The sequence below is a fragment of the Chitinilyticum aquatile DSM 21506 genome (assembly GCF_000430805.1).
In the GTDB taxonomy this organism is placed as follows: domain Bacteria; phylum Pseudomonadota; class Gammaproteobacteria; order Burkholderiales; family Chitinibacteraceae; genus Chitinilyticum; species Chitinilyticum aquatile.
On the sequence record NZ_AUMS01000007.1, the window covers coordinates 252,149 to 270,140 of the forward strand.

The 17,992-nt window shown below is 63.8% G+C and carries 20 protein-coding genes and 2 tRNA genes; 16 read left to right on the plus strand and 6 right to left on the minus strand.

The genetic code is table 11. The features are described 5' to 3' along the window. Nucleotides 1-204: 204 nt before the first annotated feature. Complete coding sequence (locus H559_RS0106425) at nt 205-1,035, plus strand: dienelactone hydrolase family protein (RefSeq protein ID WP_028452023.1); 831 nt, start codon at nt 205-207, stop codon at nt 1,033-1,035. A 50-nt stretch (nt 1,036-1,085) separates the two neighbouring features. On the opposite strand, the gene H559_RS0106430 is transcribed toward H559_RS0106425, so the two are convergent. Then, nucleotides 1,086-2,582, minus strand: coding sequence for a mechanosensitive ion channel family protein (locus H559_RS0106430; RefSeq protein ID WP_034639988.1), 1,497 nt, complete (start codon nt 2,580-2,582; stop codon nt 1,086-1,088). 119 nt (nt 2,583-2,701) lie between these two features. Here H559_RS0106430 and dbpA point away from each other — a divergent pair, with 119 nt between their 5' ends. Continuing rightward, nucleotides 2,702-4,090, plus strand: a complete 1,389-nt coding sequence (gene dbpA, locus H559_RS0106435) for an ATP-dependent RNA helicase DbpA (RefSeq protein WP_028452025.1) — start codon at nt 2,702-2,704, stop codon at nt 4,088-4,090. A 36-nt stretch (nt 4,091-4,126) separates the two neighbouring features. Here the strand turns inward: dbpA and H559_RS0106440 are convergent, their stop codons facing one another. The 4 genes from H559_RS0106440 to H559_RS0106455 form a co-directional block, all read right to left on the minus strand. Further along, complete coding sequence (locus H559_RS0106440; RefSeq protein ID WP_051278997.1) at nt 4,127-5,206, minus strand: RNA methyltransferase; 1,080 nt, start codon at nt 5,204-5,206, stop codon at nt 4,127-4,129. Nucleotides 5,207-5,269: 63 nt separating this feature from the next. Beyond that, a complete protein-coding gene (locus H559_RS0106445; RefSeq protein ID WP_034639990.1) occupies nt 5,270-5,512 on the minus strand; it encodes a YgaP family membrane protein in 243 nt (80 codons plus the stop codon). A 26-nt stretch (nt 5,513-5,538) separates the two neighbouring features. Next, nucleotides 5,539-5,964 (minus strand): thioredoxin TrxC, encoded by a 426-nt coding sequence (gene trxC / locus H559_RS0106450; protein ID WP_028452028.1) that lies wholly within the window; start codon nt 5,962-5,964, stop codon nt 5,539-5,541. An 82-nt stretch (nt 5,965-6,046) separates the two neighbouring features. After that, complete coding sequence (locus H559_RS0106455) at nt 6,047-6,913, minus strand: MBL fold metallo-hydrolase (RefSeq protein ID WP_028452029.1); 867 nt, start codon at nt 6,911-6,913, stop codon at nt 6,047-6,049. 95 nt (nt 6,914-7,008) lie between these two features. On the opposite strand from H559_RS0106455, the gene H559_RS19235 reads away from it, so the two are divergent. Genes H559_RS19235 through H559_RS19240 form a run of 4 tightly spaced genes read left to right on the plus strand, consistent with a single transcriptional unit; the run spans nt 7,009 to nt 9,950 of the window. After that, nucleotides 7,009-7,359, plus strand: coding sequence for an ArsR/SmtB family transcription factor (locus H559_RS19235; RefSeq protein WP_051278999.1), 351 nt, complete (start codon nt 7,009-7,011; stop codon nt 7,357-7,359). Continuing rightward, a complete protein-coding gene (locus tag H559_RS0106465; RefSeq protein ID WP_028452030.1) occupies nt 7,349-7,786 on the plus strand; it encodes a YeeE/YedE family protein in 438 nt (145 codons plus the stop codon). Before H559_RS19235 ends, H559_RS0106465 begins: the two co-directional genes overlap by 11 nt. A 14-nt stretch (nt 7,787-7,800) precedes the next feature. Then, nucleotides 7,801-8,217, plus strand: a complete 417-nt coding sequence (locus H559_RS0106470) for a DUF6691 family protein (RefSeq protein WP_028452031.1) — start codon at nt 7,801-7,803, stop codon at nt 8,215-8,217. Nucleotides 8,218-8,222: 5 nt separating this feature from the next. Continuing rightward, nucleotides 8,223-9,950 (plus strand): SulP family inorganic anion transporter, encoded by a 1,728-nt coding sequence (locus tag H559_RS19240; RefSeq protein WP_034639993.1) that lies wholly within the window; start codon nt 8,223-8,225, stop codon nt 9,948-9,950. A gap of 16 nt (nt 9,951-9,966) precedes the next feature. On the opposite strand, the gene H559_RS0106480 is transcribed toward H559_RS19240, so the two are convergent. Continuing rightward, on the minus strand, nt 9,967-10,422 hold the full coding sequence (locus tag H559_RS0106480; protein WP_028452032.1) for a YbjN domain-containing protein: 456 nt from the start codon (nt 10,420-10,422) through the stop codon (nt 9,967-9,969). Nucleotides 10,423-10,653: 231 nt separating this feature from the next. Between H559_RS0106480 and H559_RS0106485 the strand changes: the two genes are divergently transcribed. The 10 genes from H559_RS0106485 (at nt 10,654) to H559_RS0106530 (ending at nt 17,970) form a co-directional block, all read left to right on the plus strand. Beyond that, a complete protein-coding gene (locus H559_RS0106485; RefSeq protein ID WP_028452033.1) occupies nt 10,654-11,244 on the plus strand; it encodes an IMPACT family protein in 591 nt (196 codons plus the stop codon). Between the two features lie 118 nt (nt 11,245-11,362). Continuing rightward, nucleotides 11,363-11,722 (plus strand): hypothetical protein, encoded by a 360-nt coding sequence (locus H559_RS0106490; RefSeq protein WP_028452034.1) that lies wholly within the window; start codon nt 11,363-11,365, stop codon nt 11,720-11,722. Nucleotides 11,723-11,846: 124 nt separating this feature from the next. Next, a tRNA-Arg gene (locus H559_RS0106495) sits at nt 11,847-11,923 on the plus strand. An 18-nt stretch (nt 11,924-11,941) separates the two neighbouring features. After that, nucleotides 11,942-12,017, plus strand: a tRNA-Glu gene (locus H559_RS0106500). Nucleotides 12,018-12,228: 211 nt separating this feature from the next. Then, nucleotides 12,229-12,930, plus strand: a complete 702-nt coding sequence (locus H559_RS0106505) for an ABC transporter ATP-binding protein (RefSeq protein ID WP_028452035.1) — start codon at nt 12,229-12,231, stop codon at nt 12,928-12,930. Then, nucleotides 12,927-14,321: an ABC transporter permease gene (locus H559_RS0106510; protein WP_028452036.1), complete on the plus strand. Its 1,395-nt coding sequence runs from the start codon at nt 12,927-12,929 to the stop codon at nt 14,319-14,321. The genes H559_RS0106505 and H559_RS0106510 overlap by 4 nt, the downstream gene beginning before the upstream one ends. Nucleotides 14,322-14,433: 112 nt before the next feature. Next, nucleotides 14,434-14,616, plus strand: coding sequence for a LiaI-LiaF-like domain-containing protein (locus H559_RS19245; RefSeq protein ID WP_034639995.1), 183 nt, complete (start codon nt 14,434-14,436; stop codon nt 14,614-14,616). A gap of 3 nt (nt 14,617-14,619) precedes the next feature. Further along, nucleotides 14,620-15,396: an outer membrane lipoprotein-sorting protein gene (locus tag H559_RS0106520; RefSeq protein WP_028452037.1), complete on the plus strand. Its 777-nt coding sequence runs from the start codon at nt 14,620-14,622 to the stop codon at nt 15,394-15,396. Between the two features lie 14 nt (nt 15,397-15,410). Next, on the plus strand, nt 15,411-16,619 hold the full coding sequence (locus H559_RS0106525; protein WP_028452038.1) for an MFS transporter: 1,209 nt from the start codon (nt 15,411-15,413) through the stop codon (nt 16,617-16,619). A gap of 43 nt (nt 16,620-16,662) precedes the next feature. Beyond that, the gene (locus tag H559_RS0106530) at nt 16,663-17,970 is read left to right on the plus strand and encodes a hypothetical protein (protein ID WP_051279001.1); all 1,308 of its coding nucleotides are present in this window, start codon (nt 16,663-16,665) and stop codon (nt 17,968-17,970) included. Nucleotides 17,971-17,992 lie beyond the last annotated feature (22 nt).

Sequence of the window (17,992 nt, forward strand, 5' to 3'; positions counted from 1 at the left end):
ATAGCAGGCGGGGGCTTTTGTCCGATGGCACGCAGAAAGCCTGCTGGCAGAAATGCAACGCACGGACAATACACAGCAATGTATGCGTACAGAGCCTTTTATCTTAATAGGCTACAAGCTCATACCCATTGTTTTAATGGGAGCATTTGTGATTTTAGCCATGCCCGCTTAAGCTGAAGCCAGCCCGGTTTTCACAGGTGTACCATGCCCAGCCAGCAACGCCGCCAGATTATCGCCGCCCTCCTCGCCGGCGGTTTCGCCCTTGCCGTCCGCCCGGTCACGGCCGCTACAATCACCACCCCCGCCACGGGGCTGCTGACCGGCAGCACCGAAATCGACACCAGCGACGGCGCGCTGCTGCCGATCTATTTTGCCAGGCCGGGCCGCGGCGATCGCCAACCGGTCATCCTGGTCGTGCAGGAGATTTTCGGGGTACACGAGCACATCCAGGATCTGTGCCGGCGGCTGGCCCACGCCGGCTACCTCGCCATTGCGCCGGAGCTTTTCGTGCGCCAGGGTGATCCGCGCCAGATTGCCGATATTCCGGAGCTGATCAGAAGTATCGTGAGCAAGGTCTCCGATGCCCAGGTCATGGCCGATCTCGATGCCGCGCTGCGCTGGGCGGGCGAACATGGCGGCGACACGGCGCGCGCGGGCGTCACCGGTTTCTGCTGGGGTGGCCGCATCAGCTGGCTGTATGCCGCACACAATCCCGCAATCAGGGCGGCCGTGGCCTGGTATGGCCGGCTGGGCGGCGAGCAGACCGCACTGACGCCGAGCTACCCGCTGGATGTGGCGCCAGCCCTGAGCGTTCCGGTGCTCGGACTCTATGCCGGCCGGGACAAGGGAATCAGCCTGGAAAGTGTCGAAAAGATGCGCGCGGCCCTGGGGCCGCAGAGCAGGAGTGAAATCGTCGTCTATCCGGATGCGGAGCATGGCTTCAATGCCGATTACCGCCCCAGCTACAATGCCGCCGCCGCACAGGCTGGCTGGCAGCGCATGCTGGCGTGGTTCAGCCGGCACGGCGCCCGGTAAGCGCGGCCGAATCGGCGGCCCCTCCCCCTTTTTCACCCCTCATCACCTGTTCAGGAAAGCCCGAAAAAGTGCCGCACCCGTGCCAGCAGCTCAAGGTGGCCGTTGCCATTGCTGCTGCCATTGTCCTGGCTGGCGCGTTGCCGGTTGGCTTGCTGGCGTTGCGCCAGCACTTTTGACATGCTCTCGGCCAATTCGGGGCGGGTGGCAATGATCTCCTCGAAGCCACGGTGATCCAGCCGGTAGCACTCGGCATAGCTTGCGGCAATCACGGTGGCAGTGCGCGGGGCACCGGTCATCATTCCCATCTCGCCGAATATTTCGCCGGCATTCAGCACTCCCAGTTGCACAGCATCGACCTGGCCGTAATTCAGCCACACACTGGCACGGCCTTCGGTAAGGATATAGAGCCAGTGCGCCACCGCGCCCTGCCGGGTAATCACGTCGCCGGCCTCAAAAGCGGCAAAAACCAGCTCGCGCGCCACCTGCTCGCGTTCTTCGGCACTCAGGCAGTCGAAAAGGCTCACATTGGCAAGCGCCTCCAGCCTCCTGGCCAGCTCTTCGCTGCCGATGCCGCTCCGTTGCAAGCGCTCCAGCTGCGTGCGATGTTCGCGCGCGGCCAGCACAATGCCGTTGCGCCCGAGCGCAGCCAGCAGGTGTGCTCGCACTTGCGAGTCGGTCAGGTCATCGGCGTGGAAGCGGGTCAGCCAGTACCTTGTCACATACTGGGCAACGCCATCCTGCAATTGCATGAGCACCGTGGAAGGCGCAGGTTCTGTTGCGACCCCTTCGATCTGCGTATCGGCCAGAGCCTGCTCGGTCAGCGCGATGACCCGGGCAGCAGGAATCCGCCAGTCGAGTTCAAAAACGACATTGCGGCGCCACACGGATTGCTCGCCCACCTGCCGCCCGAGCACCACAAAGGTGTTCTTCATCAGCCAGCCATTGGGAATCACCACCGTTTCACCGCTGCGGGTTTCCAGCTGGGTCGAGCGCCAGCCGATCTGCACGACCTTGCCACTGTAATCACCGGCCTTGACCCATTGCCCAATGTGCAGCGACTGGTCCGCCTGCAGGGCGATACCGGACAGGATATTGCCCAGCGTATCCTGCATCGAAAAGGCGATGACGGCGGTGATGACCGCCGAGGTGGTCACCAGCTGGGAGAGGTCAAGCCCGCCCTCGCGCAGCCGCAGCATGCCCCAGCCGGCATAGGCCAGCATCAGCGTCATGTCCTCCAGAATGCGCAAGGGGCGAAAATGCAGCAAGGGCAGCAGCACGCGAAAGAGCAGCATGCCGCACAGACGCAGGTAAAGCATGCCCAGCAGTACGCGCAGGATTTCGGCAACCAGCAGACCCGCATGGCCGTAGGCCCTGGCGACCGGTGTTTCACCCAGGCTGAATGCCAGCAGCCCGATGACGGCCAGCAGCGCGGTCAGGCGCAGCTGGCCCCGCTCGGCCGGCAAGCGCCACCACAGCACGAAGAGGAGGAGGCAGCCGGTGCCCAGCAGCATTGGCCAGGGTCGATCCGCAAACTGCGTGAGCCACATGACGGGTATCCGGTTATTGCCTGTATCTTGATTGTCGGCAGGCCAGGTGCTTAAAACAAGTTCGCCCGCAACGCCGGCATCCGGTACACTACGCGTCCGAATTACCGCCTTAAGTCATTGTGAACAAAGCTTCTTTTTCCTCGCTCGCCCTTGCACCCGCCTTCCTGAACAACCTGGACAGCCTTGGCTACCAGCAAATGACGCCGATTCAGGCCGCCGCACTGCCCGATGCGCTCGACGGGCGTGACCTGATTGCGCAGGCAAAAACCGGCAGCGGGAAAACCGCCGCGTTCGGCATCGGCATCCTGCACAAGCTCAACCCGCGGTTTTTCGGCATCCAGGCGCTGGTGCTCTGCCCCACGCGCGAGCTGGCTGATCAGGTTGCCAAGGAGCTGCGCAAGCTGGCGCGCCACATCGACAATGTGAAGATTGTGACCCTTTGCGGCGGCACGCCGATGGGCCCGCAGATCGGCTCGCTGGAACACGGCGCACACATTGTCGTCGGCACGCCGGGCCGCATTCAGGATCACCTGTTCCGCGAAACGCTCGACCTGTCCCGCGTGAGCACACTGGTGCTCGACGAAGCCGACCGCATGGTCGACATGGGCTTTGTCGACGACATCACCCGCATCGTGCGCGCCTGCCCGAAATTCCGCCAGACGCTGCTGTTCTCGGCGACGTATCCGGACAGCATCCGCAAGATCGCCGCGCCCTTCCTGCGCGAGCCGCTGGAAGTCAAAGTGGAAAGCCAGCATTCCGGCAGCCGTATCGAGCAGCGCTTCTACGCCTGCGAACACGAAGAACGCAACCAGATGGTCGGCGAACTGCTGCGCCACTATCGCCCGACTTCCGCACTGGCCTTCTGCAACACCAAAATCCACTGCCGCGAACTGGTCGAACAATTGCAGGAAGCCGGCTTTGCCGCGCTGGCACTCTACGGCGAGCTGGAACAGCGAGATCGTGACGAAACGCTGGTGCAGTTCGCCAACCGCAGCATCACCGTACTGGTCGCCACCGACGTCGCCGCCCGCGGGCTGGATATTCAGGGCATTGATCTCGTCATCAATGTCGATGTTTCGAAAGACACCGAAGTGCACATCCACCGCATCGGCCGCACCGGCCGCGCCGGCGACAAGGGGCTTGCCATCAGCATTGCCGCCCCGCAGGAAAAGAAATGGGTGCGCTTCATCGAGGAATATCAGGGCGGGCCGGTGCGCTGGTTCGAGCGCGACACGCTCACCGACACCAATCCCGAACCGCTACTACCGCCGATGCGTACGCTGCAGATTGCCGGCGGCAAGAAAGACAAGCTGCGCCCCGGTGACATTCTTGGTGCACTGACCGGCGACGGCGGCCTTACCGGCAGCCAGGTCGGCAAGATCAGCGTCTTCGATCAGCACAGCTTTGTCGCCATCGAACGCAGCGTCGCCGATGCCGCCTTCAAGCGCCTGTCCCGCAGCAAAATGAAGGGGCGCGAATTCAAGATGCGCTGGATCGGGCTCGACTAAACCAGAACGTTCGGTGTGCAAAACCCTGAGGGATTTTCACACCCCACCACGCCCCGCGCGAAACTCGATCTTGCTCACCCGGGCGCGCAGCTGCCCGCAGCCGCCGTCGACGTCCTGGCCGGCGGAGTTGCGCAGCTTGGTCAGCACGCCACGCGAATGCAGCTCGCGGGCAATCGCCGCGGCTTTGTCCCAGCTCGGGCGCTGGTAGGGCAAGGCGTCGACCGTGTTGTAGGGGATCATGTTCATGATCGCGTACTTGCCTTTGAGCAGCCGAACGATGCCGTCGAGCTCTTCCGGCGTGTCGTTGATGCCTTCGATGAGCGTCCACTGGTACTGGATGGGGTAGCCGGTCTTGCGCGCGTAGTCTTCGCCCAGCTCGACCAGCTCGTCGGGCGTCAGGCGCGGCGCGCGCGGCAAGAGCTCAGGGCGCAAATCGGCGCGCGTGGTGTGCAGTGACAGCGCGAGTGCGGGCTTGACGATGCCGCCCGGCAGCGCGTCGAACACGCGCGTGTCGCCCACCGTCGAGAACACCAGATTCTTGTGGCCGATGCCGCCCAGCGTGCCGAGCAGCTCAATCGCTTCCAGCACGTTGGCCATATTGTGCGCGGGCTCGCCCATACCCATGAACACGACCTTTTTCACCGGGCGTTTCTGCCGGGCCAGCACCACCTGCGCGACGATTTCGGCGCTACCGAGCTGGCGCAGCAGGCCTTCCTTGCCGGTCATGCAGAACACACAGCCAACCGCGCAGCCCAGTTGCGAGGACACGCACACGCCATCACGTGGCAGCAGCACGCTTTCGACTGTCTGGCCGTCAGCCAGACTCACCAGCAGGCGCGCCGAGCCATCTTCGCTCGGATGTTCGCTCTTCACGCTGGCGAGTTTCGCCAGCGCGGCGCCCAACTGCGGCATGGCTTCACGCAGGGCTTTCGGCAGCGCGTGCTCGGCCTGCTGGCGCTTCGGGCCCTGATCCAGCGGTGCGCCTGATAACCAGGCACGCAGCATGCGCAGCTCGTGCACTTCGCGCGCGCCGAGATCACGCAGGGTCTGGCGCAACTCGCCGAGCTGATAGAAGGATGAGGCGCCAAAAGCGCCGGATGCAGTGGCAGTATTCATACGGGCGCGACTATACCAGTTGCGGCAAGGCGCAGCACAGCCGGTCGTCTTGCCCGTACCGCTTTACTCGGCCGGCTTGTCGGTCTTGCACTCGCCACCGTCGCAGCAGGCATCCTTGCCGCAGGTGTTGATTTTCAGCAGCGGGTACAGCGGACAGAAACGGAACAGCCCGGTCGCCAGCGGCACGACGCCGAGCCAGCCCCAGGGGCCGATCACCCCGGCCAGCGTCAGGCCGATCAGCACCAGCCCCAGAATGATGCGCAGAATACGGTCGGCTCCGCCGACATTGGTTTTGCAGCAGCTCATGGTATTCACTCCTTGATGTCAAACGATCAGCGGATGGTCTGGCCCAGCCAGGCGGCAAACTGCGCGGGAGGCAGGGCTCCCGACATCTGGGCGGCGACTTCACCGTTCTGCCAGATCATCAGCGTAGGAATGCTGCGGATCTGGAATTGCTGCGCGAGCATGGGCTCGGCCTCGGTATTCACTTTCACGAACAGCGCCCTGCCCGCCCAGTCGGCGGCAGTCGCAGCAAAAGTCGGGGCAAACGCGCGGCAAGGCCCGCACCACGGCGCCCAGAAATCCAGCACGATGGGCTGCGGCGCGTGCTGCAGCAGTTCAATCAGATTGGCGGCAGTCGCCTCGATCGGCGCACCGGACAGGAGTGGCTGCTTGCATGCGCCGCAGTTGGGCTGCTCGGCCAACCGCGCAGGATCGAGACGGTTGCCGGTGTGGCAATGCGGACAGGTAAGAAGCATTGCTATTCCTCCACTCTAAATACATTACTACGTATATTAATAAAACCATTTATATAAAATGGCTATACACCCATACCCACCTTTAAAGCACATCCAGCGGAATCTGCAGATAGCGTTTGCCATTGCTGGCAGCTGGCGGCATTGCGCCTGCACGCACATTGATCTGGATGCTGGGCAGGATCAGTACCGGCATCTCCAGCGTGGCATCGCGCGCCTGGCGCAGAGCCACGAATTCGGCTTCCGTGGTGCTGGCAGCCAGATGGATGTTGGTGGCTTTCTGCTCGGCAATCGAACTTTCCCAGCGAACTTCGCTGCGTGATGCGGGCAGATAATCGTGGCAGACGAATACCCGTGTGGCATCCGGCAATTGATAAAGTTTCTGCACCGAGCGATACAGCGTGGCCGCATCGCCGCCGGGAAAATCGCAGCGGGCGGTACCGACATCGGGCATGAAGATGGTATCGCCGACAAAGAGCGCGTCGCCGATCAGGTAAGCCATGTCGGCCGGCGTGTGGCCGGGCACAAACAGTGCCCTGCCCGTGAGCCCGCCGATGCGGAACTCCTCGTCGTCGGCAAACAGATGGTCGAACTGGCTGCCATCGGTGGCAAAATCGGGCTCGAGATTGAAGACCGGCTTGAATACCCGCTGCACCTGGTCGATGCGCGCGCCGATGGCAATCCGGCCACCCAACTGTTCCTTCAGCCAGGCTGCCGCCGACAGATGATCGGCGTGCGCGTGCGTTTCCAGAATCCAGTCGACCACCAGATCGTTCTCGCGCACGAAATCGACCAGACGCTGCGCACTGCGCGTCGCGGTGCGGCCCGATTTGGCATCGTAATCCAGCACCGGATCAATCAGCGCCGCACGGCCGCCAGCCCCGTCATGGACAACATAACTGACCGTGAAGGTGGCTGCATCGAAAAAAGGGGCAACGTGTGCTTGAGTCATGGTTTTCTCCGTGTTGCGCGGTCATGCCGTATGGCTGGTTTACATTCATTATACTTATGTATATAATATCGTCAACTTAAACATTTGGAGCGCACATGACTCCGGAACAAGTCACCCTGATGCGTCAGGCCGCAGGCCGTGCCTGCGCACTCTTGAAAATACTGGGCAATGAAGACCGCCTCCTGCTGCTATGCCAGATGGTGGACGGCGAGAAATGCGTTTCGGATTTCGAAAAGCTGCTCGACATCCGCCAGCCCACGCTGTCGCAGCAGCTTGGGGTGCTGCGCAACGAGGGCCTCGTCAATACGCGGCGCGACGGCAAGCGGATTTTCTACAGCATAGCCAGCGCGGAAGTACTGCAGATGCTCAATGTGCTCTATGCCATGTATTGCCCCGTCGATCTCCCCCAACACGACACACAGAAGGACGACAGCCATGCAGATTGACCTGTTTCATTTCACCCCCTGGTCCGCGCTGGCGGGCGGAGCACTGATCGGCTTGGCAGGCGGCCTGCTCGTCTTGCTGGCTGGCCGCATCGCCGGCATCAGCGGCATTGTCGGCGGCCTGCTTGACGGCCGCGTACTGAATGCCACTGATCGTAACTGGCGCCTGAGTTTTGTCGCCGGCATGGTGCTCGCCCCGCTGGCCTGGCTCGCGTTCAGTGCACTCCCCGCCATCCAGCAGGTTGCCAGCTGGCCGGTCATGATCGTGGCCGGGCTGCTGGTCGGCCTTGGCACGCGCTATGCCAACGGCTGCACCAGCGGCCACGGCGTGTGCGGCCTGTCGCGCCTCTCGCTGCGCTCGCTGGCCGCCGTGCTGAGCTTCATGGGTGCCGGCTTCGTCACCGTTTTCGTAGTGCGCCACCTCATCTGAACGGAGACCCCTTCATGCTGAACATCATTGCGCTCATCACCGGTTTGCTCTTTGGCCTTGGCCTGATGCTCTCCGGCATGGTGAACCCGGCCAAGGTGCAGGGTTTTCTCGATATCACCGGCAACTGGGACCCAAGCCTCGCCTTCGTCATGGGCGGCGCCATCGCCGTCGGCCTGGTCTTTTTCCAGCTGGCACGCCGCCGCACGGAAAGCCTCGCCACACACGAAGCCATGCAATTGCCGGCAAACAACACCATCGACCGCCGCCTGATCCTTGGTAGCATCGCCTTCGGCGCGGGCTGGGGGCTGGCGGGCATCTGCCCGGGGCCGGCCATCGTGGCGCTGGCGATGGGCAATCTTGATGTACTGGTTTTCGTGATCGCCATGATCGCGGGCATGGGCATATTCAGCCTGCTGCAACGCAAGGGCTGACCGCAATGCGCGCGGCACGCTGGCTTCCCATCCTGCACTGGCTGCCGGGCTATGACCGGCAGATGGCGCAAGGTGACCTGCTGGCCAGCGTGATCGTTGCGCTTCTGCTACTGCCGCAAGGCATTGCCTATGCACTGCTTGCCGGGCTGCCCGCCGAAGCAGGCCTCTATGCCGGCATTCTGCCGCTCGTGATCTACGCCCTGCTGGGAAGCAGCATGACGCAGTCGGTGGGGCCGATGGCCGTGACTTCCGCCATGACCTTCGCGGCCCTGTCACCACTGGCTGCTTCCGGCAGCGCGGAGTGGATCAATCACGCCATTCTGCTGACGCTGCTGACCGGTGCCTGGCTATGGCTGCTGGCGGCAGCCCGGCTCGACCAGCTGCTGCGGCTGGTTTCCGCGCCCGTGCTGCAGGGTTTTGCCGATGGTGTCGCCCTGCTGATCGTCCTTGGCCAACTCAGCCCACTGCTCGGCATTGCCTTCAAAGGCGACACGCTGCAGCAATTGCTGCCCGGGCTACTGCAGGGCCTCGGGCATCTGGATATGTTGCTGGCTGGCTTCGGCGTGGCCGGGCTTGTGCTGCTGGCGCTTGCCGCCCAGCCATTCGCCCGCCTGCTGCAGCGTGCCGGCCTCCCACCCGCGCGCGCGCAGCTCGCCGGCAGGATTACTCCCCTGCTGGTTCTGCTGCTGGCAACGGCTGTGCTCGCCGCGCACCCCGTAGACGGCATCCGGCTGCTGGGCCTGCTCCCTGCCGGCCTGCCCGCATTGCAGCTGCCCGCCCTGCCGGCCCAGCCCGAAAAAATCATTCTGGTGCTACTCTGGCCGGCACTGGGCATTGCGCTGGCCGGCTATCTGCAAAGCATCAGCGTGGCCCGCCAGATGGCCGCGCGGCAAGGACGGCAGATCAACAGCCGCCAGGAGCTGCTGGCGCTCGGCAGCTGCAATCTGGGCGCGGCACTGTGCGGCGGCATGCCGGTCAGCGGCGGGTTTTCCCGCACCGCCGTCAATGCCGCAGCGGGCGCCCGAACACCACTGGCCGGGCTGTTCACCGCCGGCTGGTTACTGCTGATCCTGCTGTTTCTCACGCCAGCCCTGGCTACGCTACCACTGGCATGGCTGGCGGCAACCATCATCCTGGCCGCCAGCCGACTGATGGCGCCAGGCTACCTGCTGCGTCTGCTGCGCGCAGGCCGTGCCGGCTGGCACGAGGCACTGCCCTATCTGGCCACGCTGGTGGCGGTATTGTTCAGTGGTGCCGTAAGCGGCATTCTGACCGGTGTCGTGCTGTCGCTGCTGCTGGTGCTGCAGCGGGCCAGCCGCCCGCACATCGCCATCCTGGGGCGCGTTCCCGGCAGCGAGCATTTCCGCAATATCGAACGCTTTACCGTGGAAACCTGGCCGGAACTTCTGATCATCCGCATCGATGAAAGCCTGTTTTTTGCCAATATCGAAGCGGTACTGCTAGGCATCGAAAATGCACTGCGGGCAAAACCGCAAGCGCAGCACCTGCTGCTCTCGCTGGCAGCAGTCAATCACATCGACCTCAGTGCGGCGGACGAACTGCTGCGCTGGCACGGCGACCTGGCACGCCGCGGCATTACGCTGAGCATTGCCGAACTGAAAGGCCCCGTGCGCGGCGAACTGGCCGGGCACGGCTGGCTGGCAGCGCTGGCCGGGCAGGATTATCTATCCGCGCATGAGGCGGTCAACAGGCTGCAGGGCAACGGTGCCTAGCAGGCCGATACCGGTGTTACTGCAGCAGCCGCCCACCCTCGCTGCCACTCACCCCCTCCAGCTCACCGTACTCTTCTTCGAAGTGGATCAGTACACCACCGAACAGCGTGTTGAAGGTTGACTCCGGCAGCACGACACCGGCCGGGTAAAAGCCCACATATTCAAGCCAGAAATTGCCATCCTCATCGAGACTGCGGGCAAAGGGGTGAGAGCGGTTGCGCTCGTTCAGGTAATCCAGCACCTCATGCCAGCGGTCGAGATAGCTGACGCGGCTGACGCAGGCGATTTCCAGCCGCAGATCACCGGCATCACCGGTGGAAAGACAGACGAACACGCCCGCTTCGCCGGAAGGAAACTGCCAGCCCATCTGCAGAAAGGCATCACCCTGCTCGCTCTGCACGACATGCAGCTGGATGTCGCGCGCCTGCAGATAATGCTTCAGCGTATCCAGACAGAGAACCGAAACAGACATACATCGCTCCAGACCATGAAATTGACTCCATTATAGGCAGCACTTCACCAATTGCCGTGGAGAACTAACCACATACCAAGACAGGTATTAACACACAGCCATTCAATTCAAACGGCTTCATGTCAATACCCATAAAACCTCCATCATCGGCGTGCCACAGGAAATCATCAGGACACTGATTGCCGCCGTGCAATGGCGTAGAATTGCAACTTTCTGCCAGACCCGGACCGCATGCCCTTCACTCTCGCCAGCCCGGCAACCAGCGAACTGCTGATCCGGAAAAGCCGATTTCTCGGTTGCGTCGAACCGATGAATGACCGCGCCAGTGCACAGCAGCGTGTTGCCGAACTCTGGCAGCAGCACCCCGACGCCGCCCACATCTGCTGGGCACTGCTGGCTGGCGGGCAATCTGCGGCCGTCGATGACGGCGAACCATCAGGCACGGCAGGGCGCCCCATGCTTGAAGTGCTGCGGCACCAGGATCTGGAACAGGTTCTCGCGACCGTCGTGCGTTATTACGGCGGCATTCGCCTCGGCGCCGGCGGCCTGGTGCGCGCCTATACCGACAGCGTCGCACAGGCCTTGCTGACTGCAGAGAAAATCCGCCTGCAACCCATGAGCACGCTGGTGTTCCAGGTGCCCTATGCACTCGAAGGCACCGTTCGGCGCCAGATCGCCCTTGCAACTGCGCAATTGCAAGCCGTCGAACACGGCAGCCAGGTCAGGTTCACCCTGATTTTGCCAGCCGACCAGTGCGACGCATTCCGGCTGGCACTGACCAGCCTCTGTCACGGCCAGATCGGCTGGAGCAACACCGGCTGATCCGCCCCTCCGGCACGGCACTATTACCGCCGCCGGGAAAAATGGTGATAGTGCGCAGCGCCAGCCCCTGACGGGCTTGTAGCATGACCGCATCACAATCCACCAAGGAGGCGCGGCCATGACGATTACCCCCGTCCGCAACTACGCCTTTCTCGGCGCAAGCAGCAGCATGACGATGCGCAACCCCCAGCATCGCCCGCCTGCGCAAACTGCCACGAGTTATCCGGCCCCGTACAGCGACACCGGCGACACCCAGCCCGACAATCCGGGCAATCAGCCAGCACCGGCAGCGGCACCACTGCACACGCTGATCGGAGCAAACCATCTTGCCGGTCTGATCCGGCAAGCCATGCCGCGCATGGCAAGCAGCCCGAACCAGGAAACAAGCCGCCCACAGTCCCCTTCCGCCCGCAAGCTCGAGGCCGCCTACAGCCAGGCCAGCAGTCTGGAAGGACTACTGCTGCAGGCAATTGCCTAGGAGCGGCAAACCACAGCGGCAGATGTAAAAAAAAAAGCGCTTGCGGGCCGCAATAAAACCCCGTATAGTCCGGCCTCTCGACTGATTGCAGCAATGCAGGCAGCCGAAAAAAAGCAAGGTCAGCGCGCCCGTAGCTCAGTTGGATAGAGTATTTGGCTACGAACCAAAGGGTCGGGCGTTCGAATCGCTCCGGGCGCGCCATACACCTTGCAGATCCAGGTCCCCATCGTCTAGAGGCCTAGGACACCGCCCTTTCACGGCGATAACCGGGGTTCGAATCCCCGTGGGGACGCCAGCCAAGCTGGCATGAAATAACCGGCACATGCCGGTTTTTTTACGCCATTACCCCCCGAGTACCCAGAATCGGCCCGCACGAACGAGCCAGCTCCCGCACTTTATCCTTCCCCAGCGCACTTCATCCTTGCCCGTTACGTTCCGTCGCAAGCGCCGGCTGACTTTACCCGCGTGGCATACAGTGGCCTCATTCCCTGCACGCGAGGCCCCACATGTCTTCAGTCACTCTCAAGAAGGTCAGCAAGCACTACCGGCTCGGCAGCGTCGATGTTCCGGCGCTGTCCGGCATTGATCTCGACATTCGTCCCCAGCGTTTCACCGTGCTCTCCGGCCCGTCCGGCAGCGGCAAGACGACCCTTCTGAACCTCATCGGCTGCATCGACCGGCCGGATTCCGGCGAGCTGCTGGTCGCCGGCGAGAATGTGCTGGCGCTCGGTGACAACGCGCTGTCGGATTTCCGTGCCCGCCACATCGGTTTCATTTTCCAGAATTTCAACCTGATCCCGGTGCTGAACGCCTTTGAAAACATCGAATACCCCTTGCGGCTGACCGGCGTTGCGCCGGCCGAGCGCAAGCGCCGCGTGGATGAATTGCTGGCAGCGGTTGGCCTGGCGGACCGCGCCAGGAATCTGCCGGGCCAGCTCTCGGGCGGGCAGCGCCAGCGCGTGGCGATTGCGCGGGCGCTGGCGACCAATCCGGCGCTGGTGATGGCCGATGAGCCTACGGCGAATCTGGACAGCCACACCGGCGCAGCGATTCTGGAACTGATGCGCAATCTGCAGCGCGAGCGCCGGATGAGCTTCGTGTTTTCCTCGCACGACCCGAATGTGCTGGCGATGGCCGATGACGCGGTTTTCATCCGCGATGGCCACATCACCGGCATCGAACAACGCACTCCGGAGCTTGCCGCATGAATGCCTTCTCCCTCGCGCTGCGCAATCTGCTGCGCAACCGCCGCCGCTCGCTGACCACGCTGCTGGCAATGATCATCGGCGCCTCGGCCATCCTGCTGTTCGGTGGCTACAGCCGCAATATCGATCTGGGGCTGGAAACCGGCTTCGTGCGCGGCAGCGGGCATCTGCAGCTGCAGCACCGCGATTACTTCCTGTACGGCACGGGCAATCCGGCGGCCTACGGCATCGCAGGCTATTCGCGCATCGTCACCGAGTTGCAGCGCGATCCGGTGCTGGCCCCCATGCTCAATGTCGTGACACCCAGCCTGAGCATCGGCGGCATTGCCGGCAATTTCAACGCCGGCGTTTCGCGCACCGTGTTCGGTTCCGGCGTCGATGTGGCCGGGCAGAACACGCTCTATCAGTGGAACGATTACGGCTTTCCGGGCGTGGGCAAGACCTCGCCGCTGACCGGCAGCAGCGCCGATGCCGCGGTAATCGGCACCGGGGTCGCCCGTGTGCTGCAGCTGTGCGCGCCACTGCAGGTGAAGAATTGCCCGGCTGCACAAACAAGCACCCAAGATGCCGCACAGGGCACCGCTGCACCGGATGACATCGCGGCACTCTCGGCGCAGGAAGCCGGCCAGGGCGAACCGCAATCCGCCACGCGCATCGAGCTGCTGGCGGCCAACGCCCACGGCGCACCGAATGTGGCCGGGCTGAATGTCATCAAGGCCGAGGCCATGGGCGTGAAGGAATACGACGACATGGCCGTGCTGCTGCACCTCGAAAAAGCCCAGCAGCTGATTTACGGCAAGGAAGACCCGAAGGTCACCGCCATCGTGCTGCAGCTGAAACACACCAGCCAGATGCCCGCCGCCCGGGCGCGACTGGCGGAGCTGCTCACCGGCCCGCTGCAGGGCTTCGACCTGGAAGTGCATGACTTCGCCACGCTCAACCCGCAGTACGGGCAGATCACCGGCATGTTTGCCGCGATTCTGGGCTTCATTGCCATCCTGATCGGAGGCATCGTCCTCTTCACAGTCAGCAACACCATGAGCATGGCGGTGGTCGAGCGCACGGTGGAAATCGGCACGCTGCGCGCCATGGGCCTGCGCCGTGTCGGCATCCGGCGGCTGTTTGTCTGCGAAGGCCTGCTGCTGGGGGCACTGGGGGCGGTGCTGGGTGCGCTGGTGGCGCTGGCTCTGGCCTGGCTCATCAATCACGCCGGCCTGACCTGGCTGCCGCCGGGCAATGTGGAACCGGTGCCGCTGACAGTGCGCGTGTGGGGTGAGCCCGCCATGATCATCAAAACCGCCCTCGGCCTGATGCTGGTTGCCACGCTGTCGGCCTGGTGGCCGGCACGGCGCGCGGCTCGGCTCGACATCGTCGATGCACTGCGCCATGTGTGACGCCCGGCATCAACAGCAAGACACGGACAACGGGTATATGCCTGAATCGCTTTCAATAAAAAGGCTACAGGCCCATACCCAACATAATCAAACCGGTAACGGAGCAAACATCATGAAACGCTTTCCCCTGCCCAGCCTGATCCTGATTCTGATAGGCGTATATTTTCTTGGCCACGAATTCGGCTGGTGGAGCGCCGCCCTGCTGTCGCACGGCTGGCCGCTGATCCTGATTGCCGTGGGCGTCGCCGGCCTGCTGCGCCCGCAGCACGGCTGCAAGCCGCACCGGGAGGACTGAGCCATGCGCCGCACCTTCGCCCCTCTGCTCGCAAGCCTCGCGCTGCTGGCCGGCCCGCTGCACGCCGCACCGGACGCCCAGCAACTGCTGGCCGCCAGCGACACGATCCGTAATCCGGACAAGCCCTTCGGCCTGACCACCACGCTGACCGAGTACCGCAATGGCAAGCAGGTGGACAGCAGCGCGCTGGCGATCTATTCGCGCGCCGATGATAAAAGCGGCCAGTTCCGCAGCCTGCTGCGCTTTGTGGCGCCGGCGCGCGATGCGGGCAAGCTGATGCTGAAAAACGGCAACGAGCTGTGGTTTCACGACCCGGCCAGCAAGGGCACCATCCGCATCTCGCCTCAGCAGCGGCTGCTCGGCCAGGCTGCCAATGGCGATGTGGTGACGGTGAACCTGTCGCTCGATTACCGCGCGGCCTATGGCGGCGAGGAAAGCATCCAGGATGGCGAGAAGCAGACGCGCACCAGCCAGAAGCTGAACCTGACGGCGAAAAATCCGGAAGTCACCTACCACCGCATCGAGCTGTGGCTGGACGCCGGCAACCAGCGCCCGCTCAAGGCGAAGTTCTACTCGGAAAGCGACCGGCTGCTGAAAACCGCCTACTACCGCAAATACCAGAACGAGCTGGGCCGCGAGCGCCCGACCGAGACGGTGATCATCGACGGGCTGGACCCGAACTGGGTGACGGTGATGCGCTTCTCGGACTACGCCTGGAAGGACGTGCCGGAAAGCTGGCTGCAGCGCGACTACCTGCCGCGCTTCAAACCCGAAAACTGACCCGGAATCCGGCCATGCGCACCCTGCTCCGCCCCGCCCTGCTGCTGTCGCTGCCCACCGGCGTGATGAGCTTTGCCCTGCCGCTGTACGCGCACAGTCTGGGCGCAAGCCCGCTGCAGATCGGCGTGTACTTCACGCTCCTCGGCGGGGTGATGCTGCTGTGCCGGCCGCTCTTCGGCATCTGGATGGATCGCGGCCACAAGCCGGCGTTCTTTGTCGCCGGCGCGGCTTGCCAGACGCTGGCCTTGCTGGTGTATGCCGGCTCGCAGCAGATGAGCATGCTGTATCTGGCGGCAGTGCTGGCCGGCCTTGCCACTTCGCTGTGCTGGACAGCAGCGTACGCGCTGGCAGCCGGGAATGGGGCGCACAGCGGCGAAGCGATGGGACAGATCGACAGCGCCGTGGCGCGGGGGGCGCTGATCGGCGCGATTCCGGCCTTCAACGTGGTCGGCTTCTTCACGCTGGAGCGCAGCTGGCAGCCGCTGATGCTGGTGTTTGCCGCGGCGGCGCTGCTGGCCACCTGGCTTGCCAGCCGCGCGGCGTACGAGCTGAAGCGGGATCCTGGCCAGCCACGTGAAGCAGCGTCCGGCATTGCCCAGACCGCACACCTCCCCACTGCGCCGGCCGGGCTGTGGCCACTGCTGCTGCTCGTGCTGCTCACCTGCACCTCGACAGCCATGCTGCTGCCGGTGCTGACCATCTTTCTGGCCGAGAAGTTTGCCGCCAGCTCATCGACCATTGCCGCGGCCTATATCCCGGCAGCGCTGGTGTTCAGCCTGCTGCCGGCTTACACCGGCAGGCTGGCCGACCGCGTGGGCAGCCGCTGGCCGATGAGTGGCGGCCTGCTGCTGATGGCGCTGTGTTCGCTGGCGATTCCGCTGGCGGGCAGCCTGTGGCTGCTGATCGGCCTGTGGGTAATGGAAGCGGTGGGTGCGGCGCTGGCCGGCCCGGCAGAGCGCAAGCTCGTCGGCATCGCCGGGGGCGAGGCCAGAGGTCGTGTGTTCGGGCTCTACACCATGCTGACCGGGCTGGCAGCGGCAATCGGCCCCCTGCTGGGTGGCCTGGCCTACCAGCAGTTCGGGCCGGGCATTCCCTTCATCGCCAACGGCATCGTCCTGCTGCTGGCAAGTACCCTGCTGTGGCGGCTGCGGCTGCCGGATGGTCAGCCAGCGCCCGAGGCGGCGCAACTGCAGGCACCTGTAGCCGGCATGGCGGCAAAATGAAAAGGTGGCAGCAGTGCAACAAGGCAAAACACTGGGTATGCGTATGCGACCATTTGAAATAAAAGGCATCACGGCAATACATGGCACCGTATCAATCAGCGCCCTGCCCTGCAGCCTGCTGCTGGCCCTGCTGGCCAGTGCGCCAGCCACCGCCAGCGAATTGCCGGGCGAGCTGGATGCACTGGAGCTGGCCGATGCCGCCCTGCAGCCTGTCGCCAGCGCGCGCGACTGGCAATTCTTCGCCGAGCTGGCCGCTGGCGGGCAGGATCAGCGCACCAGCGGCTGGGAGGCCGAGCAGCGCCTTTCCCTCGACCTGAATGCGGACATCCGCTTCGCCCCCGGCTGGCGCGCCGTGCTGTCCGACCGGCTCGATCTGGGCTGGACCGGCACGCTGGATGACGACAGCCAGGTCAATACGCTGCGCGAAGCGTATGTGAGCTGGCAGCCGGGTGCGGCCCAGATTTACGACCTGGGCCGCGTCAACCTGCGCAGCGGCGTTGCGATGGGCTTCAACCCCAGTGATTTCTTCAAGGCCGGCGCCCTGCGCTCGGTGACCTCCGTCGCCCCGGCCAGCCTGCGCGAAAACCGGCTTGGCACCGGCATGCTGCGCGGGCAGTGGCTGTGGGATGGCGGCGGCATCAGCGCGGTGTATTCACCCAAACTGGGTGACCAGCGCAGCAGCGCTCCTTTCAGCACGGATTTCGGCGCCAGCAACCCGCGCGAGCGTGGGCTGCTGGTGTTCAGCCAGGCCATGACCGACTGGCTGAACCCGCAATGGCTGATCTTCAGCGAAGCAGGCCAGAGCCCGCAATTCGGCCTGAACCTGAGCATTCTGGCTTCTGACGCCTCCGTGCTGTATCTGGAATATGCCGGCGGACGAGCAGCCAGCCAGATCGACCGCGCCCTGGGCCTGGCCGGCGCGAAATCCTTCCAGTCGCAACTGGCCACGGGCCTGACACACACCTTCCCCAACAAGCTGAGCCTGAGCGTCGAATACCAGTACAGCAGCGCCGCCCCCGCTGCGGCGCAGTGGCATGCCCTGCAGCAGAACGGGCAGGATTACGGCCGCTACCGCGCCTGGGCCGGCACCATGCAGGCGCTGACCACGCAGCAGGCGCTGTTCACGTATGCCAGCTGGCAGGATTTTCCGCTGGCGCGCAGCGAACTGGCGGCGATGCTGCGCCATGACCTGACGGACAGCAGCAGCATGCTGTGGCTGCAGGGCATACAGCATTTCGAGCAAGCCGACCTGATCGCACAATGGCAGTACAATCAGGGCTCGGCGCGCAGCGTGTACGGCGCGGGCCCCGCGCGGCAGAGTTTCCAGCTCATGCTGCGCTATTATTTCTGAGCCACCCATGCCTGTTAGCAAA

What these genes read in the sequence shown, in the direction of transcription:
- H559_RS0106510 (WP_028452036.1), top strand. Translation starts at nt 12,927, where the DNA reads ATGAATGCCTTCTCCCTCGCGCTGCGCAATCTGCTGCGCAACCGCCGC.
- H559_RS0106445 (WP_034639990.1), bottom strand. Translation starts at nt 5,512, where the DNA reads ATGAGCTGCTGCAAAACCAATGTCGGCGGAGCCGACCGTATTCTGCGC.
- H559_RS19235 (WP_051278999.1), top strand. Translation starts at nt 7,009, where the DNA reads ATGACTCCGGAACAAGTCACCCTGATGCGTCAGGCCGCAGGCCGTGCC.
- H559_RS0106455 (WP_028452029.1), bottom strand. Translation starts at nt 6,913, where the DNA reads ATGACTCAAGCACACGTTGCCCCTTTTTTCGATGCAGCCACCTTCACG.
- H559_RS0106485 (WP_028452033.1), top strand. Translation starts at nt 10,654, where the DNA reads ATGCCCTTCACTCTCGCCAGCCCGGCAACCAGCGAACTGCTGATCCGG.
- H559_RS0106520 (WP_028452037.1), top strand. Translation starts at nt 14,620, where the DNA reads ATGCGCCGCACCTTCGCCCCTCTGCTCGCAAGCCTCGCGCTGCTGGCC.
- H559_RS19240 (WP_034639993.1), top strand. Translation starts at nt 8,223, where the DNA reads ATGCGCGCGGCACGCTGGCTTCCCATCCTGCACTGGCTGCCGGGCTAT.
- H559_RS0106505 (WP_028452035.1), top strand. Translation starts at nt 12,229, where the DNA reads ATGTCTTCAGTCACTCTCAAGAAGGTCAGCAAGCACTACCGGCTCGGC.
- H559_RS0106490 (WP_028452034.1), top strand. Translation starts at nt 11,363, where the DNA reads ATGACGATTACCCCCGTCCGCAACTACGCCTTTCTCGGCGCAAGCAGC.
- H559_RS19245 (WP_034639995.1), top strand. Translation starts at nt 14,434, where the DNA reads ATGAAACGCTTTCCCCTGCCCAGCCTGATCCTGATTCTGATAGGCGTA.
- H559_RS0106530 (WP_051279001.1), top strand. Translation starts at nt 16,663, where the DNA reads ATGCGACCATTTGAAATAAAAGGCATCACGGCAATACATGGCACCGTA.
- H559_RS0106525 (WP_028452038.1), top strand. Translation starts at nt 15,411, where the DNA reads ATGCGCACCCTGCTCCGCCCCGCCCTGCTGCTGTCGCTGCCCACCGGC.
- H559_RS0106465 (WP_028452030.1), top strand. Translation starts at nt 7,349, where the DNA reads ATGCAGATTGACCTGTTTCATTTCACCCCCTGGTCCGCGCTGGCGGGC.
- H559_RS0106425 (WP_028452023.1), top strand. Translation starts at nt 205, where the DNA reads ATGCCCAGCCAGCAACGCCGCCAGATTATCGCCGCCCTCCTCGCCGGC.
- H559_RS0106470 (WP_028452031.1), top strand. Translation starts at nt 7,801, where the DNA reads ATGCTGAACATCATTGCGCTCATCACCGGTTTGCTCTTTGGCCTTGGC.
- trxC (WP_028452028.1), bottom strand. Translation starts at nt 5,964, where the DNA reads ATGCTTCTTACCTGTCCGCATTGCCACACCGGCAACCGTCTCGATCCT.
- H559_RS0106440 (WP_051278997.1), bottom strand. Translation starts at nt 5,206, where the DNA reads ATGAATACTGCCACTGCATCCGGCGCTTTTGGCGCCTCATCCTTCTAT.
- H559_RS0106430 (WP_034639988.1), bottom strand. Translation starts at nt 2,582, where the DNA reads ATGTGGCTCACGCAGTTTGCGGATCGACCCTGGCCAATGCTGCTGGGC.
- H559_RS0106480 (WP_028452032.1), bottom strand. Translation starts at nt 10,422, where the DNA reads ATGTCTGTTTCGGTTCTCTGTCTGGATACGCTGAAGCATTATCTGCAG.